This window comes from uncultured Streptococcus sp. (assembly GCF_963545685.1).
Classification (GTDB): Bacteria; Bacillota; Bacilli; order Lactobacillales; family Streptococcaceae; genus Streptococcus.
The window spans coordinates 1-4,937 of record NZ_CAUUKN010000076.1 but is presented as its reverse complement, the minus strand read 5'-3'; the positions used below and the strand labels follow the sequence as shown (position 1 = coordinate 4,937).

The window sequence follows — 4,937 nt, the reverse complement described above, 5'->3', positions numbered from 1 at the left end:
AATTAGTATTTGTATACCATCCATTTTCAGAATTAGGCATAATGACAATGAGGTTGGTCTTACGAAGAAGACGTTGAATATTGGTACGGAAGACCCAAGAATTATGATTGCCCCCCATACCATGTAGGAGATAAAGCACTGGAATGTCTGTATCACTTTCCGTTTCAGCAATCTGATCACGATCCGGATAGATGACATCTACTTGGCGGTATTGTCCTAGAACGTCAGATGAATATTCAATTTGAAAAAAAGCCATTTTTCTTTTCCTTTCTTAATGTTAGAAAAGCTGGGTTAACCCAGCTTTTACTCTTTCAAAATAGTCTTATGAGACTTCCTTATATCAATGAATGTAAGTAACATACTCACACTCTAATCATTGATTAACGTACTTCCATAACTACTGGAAGAATTGCTGGGCGACGTTTGGTTTGGTCAAAGAGGAACTTAGCGACGTCATCACGAACGGCTCCTTTAAGTTCTCCCCAATCAAAACTATCTCCTGCCAAGTAATTTTCAACGGTAGCATTGACAATATCAGCAGACTCACGAAGAATGTCACGACTCTTCTTAACATAGACGAATCCACGTGTGTTCACACGCGCTTTAGAGACAATCTTACGCTCTTTCTTGTTAACCGTGATGGCTACGATAAAGATACCATCTTCAGACAAGACCTTACGGTCACGAAGGACAATATTCCCAACATCACCGATAGCATTACCATCAATCATAACATCACCAGCTGGGACAGCGCCTTCATGAAGGAAACCTTGGTCATCAGACAAGTGCATGATATCTCCACGCTTAACAATATAGATGTTTTCTGGAAGGATACCAACTTCAAAGGCTAGCTCAGCATGGGCTTGAAGGTCACGGTACTCACCTTGGACTGGGAAAAGGTACTGTGGACGAAGGAGGTTAAGCATCAATTGAAGCTCACGAGCATTGGCATGTCCAGATACACGAAGACTCTGCGTAATCATCTTAACAGTCCCACCAGCCTTATAGATAGCATTGTTTACGCGTGCGACCACTGCTTCTTTAGCTATACTTGGTGTGGTTACGATATAAACTAAGTCCCCATCTTTGATTTGAACATAACGGTGACGGCCAACTGCCATTTTTTGTAGGCCATCGATTGGCTCTCCCATACGCCCATTTTCGAGGATAATCAACTCGTGGTCTTCGAACTTGTTCATATCTTTTGGCTTAACAATGAGCTTTTCATGCTCCACAGTTAATTTTTTAAGACGGATAGCTGTACGGACAATATTTTCAACGTCAAAACCTGTAAGAACAACGCGACGTCCATGTTCAGCAGCCGAATCAAAGACTTGCTGAATACGAACCAAGTTTGAGGCAACTGCCGCAACAATAACACGTCCATCTGCATCGGCAATAACTTGGTCAATCTCTTGGCCGACTTCTGCTTCTGAAGCTGTTTGTTCTGTACTTGTCGCATTTGCTGAGTCTGACAAGAGGGCCAAGACACCTTCACGACCGATTTCAGCCAAACGACCTAAGTCAGTTTTATAGTAAGGGCGAGCAGCTTGGTCAAACTTGAAATCACCAGTATAGACGATATTGCCGCGGTCCGTACCAAGAACAATCCCCATTGATTCTGGGATAGAGTGAGTTGTCTTGAAGAATGAAACCACTGCATCTTCAAATTCAATTTCAGTTTCTGCGTCAATAACATGGAAGTTATTGAATTTCTTAACGCCAGCATTTTTTACAAAAAGCTTAGCCAACTCAATTGTGAGTGATGATCCAAAGACTGGTACTTTGACATCTTGCAAGATGTAAGGTAGGGCACCAATGGCATCAGCATGTCCATGCGTCAAGAAAATCCCCTGGATACGGTCTTTATTTTCAACCAAGTAATCTAAATTAGGGATGACAAAGTCAACACCCAATTGTTCATTTTCAGGATACTTTAGACCAGCATCCAAGATAAAGATAGAGTCGTTAATCTCAACAATATAGAGGTTTTTAGCATTTTCACGGACTCCACCTAGGGCAATAATTTTAATATCGCTCATGCTTGTTATTCTCCTTTTTAGTTTGACTCTCTTCTAGAGCCTATTTTTACAAACGGTCCAAGAAGCTGAACGTTCGTGCGAACAGTCTTCTTGTCGATTTACAGGCCACAACAAAAAGTTGCATACCCTTTAAGTATACAACTTTTTGGCTTATTTTACAATTTAGAGTCAGACTAGACCTACTCGAACATAGCATAATAGTCTGTGATATCCAATTGACCTTTTTCTTCCTTGGTGAGGTCTTTAATGATTTGTCCATCCTTCATAACGATAAGACGGTTCCCGTATTTAAGGGCATCTTCCATGTGATGGGTAATCATCAAGGCTGTCAGATGGTCGTCCGTCACAAACTCATCGGTCAACTCCATAAGAGCCACACTTGTCTTAGGATCCAAGGCTGCGGTGTGCTCGTCTAAGAGCAAGAGCTCAGGACGTTTAAGTGTCGCCATCAAAAGACTGAGGGCCTGACGCTGACCTCCTGAAAGGAGACCTGCTGGTGTATCTAAGTGCTTTTCAAGTCCATTACTGATACGTTCAATCAAACCTTGAAACTCCTCAGTATAGAGATGAATTTGACGTGATTTAAGACCTCGTTTTTCACCACGGTATTTGGCAATCAAGAGATTTTCTGCAACAGTCATACGAGGAGCTGTCCCCATTTTAGGATCTTGGAAAACCCGTGAGAGGTACTTAGCACGTTTCTCTGCAGGCAGAGCCGTAACATCCTCACCCATGATAAAAATCTGACCGCTAGTCAACATGAGAGTCCCTGCAATCACGTTGAAGAGGGTTGATTTTCCGGCACCATTCCCACCGAGAATAGTAATAAAATCACCTTCTCTAATGGTAAGATTGACATGGTCCAGAATTATCTTTTCAGTGTCAAAACCGTTATTAACCTTCACAGTTGCATCTTTGAGTTCTACAATAGCTGTCATCGTGATAAGCTCACCCCCTTAAAGAATTTTCGGCGTAGGACAGGCGAGATCAAGCAAAGGGCTAGAACGATCGCACTGAAGAGTTTGAGGTAGTTGGTGTTAAAGCCAAGAGCGATTACAGCTGTCAAAAGGAACTGATAAAGGATTGACCCGACACAGATGGCAATCAAGCGTTCCAACAAGGTCAAGTTGGTCGCATACAAGACCTCACCAATGATAATGCTGGCAAGTCCGATAACGATAACCCCAATCCCTTTTGAAACATCGGCATAACCGTCCTGTTGACTAATCAAGGCTCCTGAGAGGGCAATAATACCATTTGAGATAACAAGCCCCATAACTTCCATTGAATCCGTATTGATACCGAAAGATTTAGCCATATCACGGTTATCACCAGTAGCAATGTAGGCTTGGCCTAAACGCGTGTTAAGAAAGGCAATCAAGGCAGCAATAACAATAGTTACAGCTAAGAGTCCGACGATTAAGAGGTTGTAATCCTTACTAAAGGGAAGCAAATCTTGGATTGTCTTAATATCAAGGAGACCGAGATTGGCTCTTCCCATTATCATAAGCATGACTGAGTTAAGGGAAGTCATGACCAGAATCCCTGCCAAAATAGTTGGAATTTCTCCTTTTGTATAAAGGAGACCAGTCACTAGTCCAGCAAGACAACCGGCTAATACAGCAACCAAGGTCGCAAGGATGGGGTTCCACCCAAAATTCATTAGGGTTACTGCTACTGCCCCACCTAGTGGGAAGGAACCTTCTGTTGTCAAATCAGGAAAATCCAAGATACGGAAGGTCATGTAAATCCCAAGACCTAGGATTCCGTATAGAAGGCCCTGATAAATAGATGAAATAATCATAAGTCCTCCTTATTTATCAGCTTTAACAGCAATATCTGACTGCTTAAGTACATCGTCAGGTATGGTGATGTTAAGATCTTGAGCAACTTTAAGGTTTAGTGTTGGAGTTCCATCATCAATAACATCAACTGGAACATCTTTAACTTTCTTACCTTTAAGAACTTTAACAGCACTACGAGCTGTTGCTTTTCCAAGTTCATATTGGCTTTGAGCAACTGAGGCTAAACCGCCTTCTTTAACCATAGTATCAACAGTTGTATAAACGGGAATCTTGGCTTGATTGGCTGACGAGATTACTGTTGAGAAAGCTGATGCAATGGTATTATCCTGAGGTGTCCAGATAGCGTCAACCTTACCAGTCATTACTGACATGGTTGTGTTGATTTCATTGGTTGATGGTACGGCGTACTCAACCACATTTAAACCGTCTTGTTCAGCATATTTTTTAAAGCTTTCAACCTGTGATTTGGAATTGTCTTCACTTGAAGCGTAGAGAATTCCAATCGTTTTGGCATTTGGTGTCAGTGATTTTACCAACTCTACTGTCTGCTTAATAGGCACTTGGTTGGAAGTCCCTGTTACATTACCTTCCGGATGCTTGAGATTCTTAACCAATTTAGCTCCAACAGGGTCTGAGATAGCTCCCATAATGACTGGAATATCTTTGGTAGCTGCCGCTAGCCCCTGAGCTGCTGGCGTTGCAATACCGATAACGACATCGTTCTTGTCGTTGACCAATTGTTTAGACATGGTTTGAATCTTTGATTGGTCCCCTTCGGCATTTAGGAGGGTAATTTGAACCTTATCCCCTTTATACCCAGCTTCCTTAAGTCCATCCTCAATACCTTTCTCGATTTGATCCAGGGCATCATGAGTGACAAACTGGAGGATTCCAACTTTAACGACCTTATTGGTATTTTGCTGTTCTTTTTTGAACAAATCTGTACCAATAGACCCGAGCGTCAAGATAGCTAAGAAAACCAAAGTCCAAATTAAACGCTTGTTTTTCATATCTGTCTCCTTATATAAATTCTTACTTTCTATTGTAAGTCATTTTCAGTCAATTAGCAATATTCTTAATTTATAAAAAT

General features: G+C 41.6%; 4 protein-coding genes and 1 pseudogene. All 5 read right to left on the bottom strand.

The features are described 5' to 3' along the window. Positions 1-256: pseudogene (locus tag RWZ99_RS08765) on the bottom strand (esterase family protein); the annotation flags it as partial. 124 nt (positions 257-380) lie between these two features. Then, positions 381-2,042: a ribonuclease J gene (locus RWZ99_RS08760; protein ID WP_314678144.1), complete on the bottom strand. Its 1,662-nt coding sequence runs from the start codon at positions 2,040-2,042 to the stop codon at positions 381-383. Between the two features lie 179 nt (positions 2,043-2,221). Then, on the bottom strand, positions 2,222-2,980 hold the full coding sequence (locus tag RWZ99_RS08755) for an ABC transporter ATP-binding protein (RefSeq protein WP_314678142.1): 759 nt from the start codon (positions 2,978-2,980) through the stop codon (positions 2,222-2,224). Next, the gene (locus tag RWZ99_RS08750) at positions 2,977-3,846 is read right to left on the bottom strand and encodes an ABC transporter permease subunit (protein ID WP_314678139.1); all 870 of its coding nucleotides are present in this window, start codon (positions 3,844-3,846) and stop codon (positions 2,977-2,979) included. The genes RWZ99_RS08755 and RWZ99_RS08750 overlap by 4 nt, the downstream gene beginning before the upstream one ends. Before the next feature lie 9 nt (positions 3,847-3,855). After that, the gene (gene trpX / locus RWZ99_RS08745) at positions 3,856-4,857 is read right to left on the bottom strand and encodes a tryptophan ABC transporter substrate-binding protein (RefSeq protein ID WP_314678138.1); all 1,002 of its coding nucleotides are present in this window, start codon (positions 4,855-4,857) and stop codon (positions 3,856-3,858) included. Between the last annotated feature and the right edge of the window lie 80 nt (positions 4,858-4,937).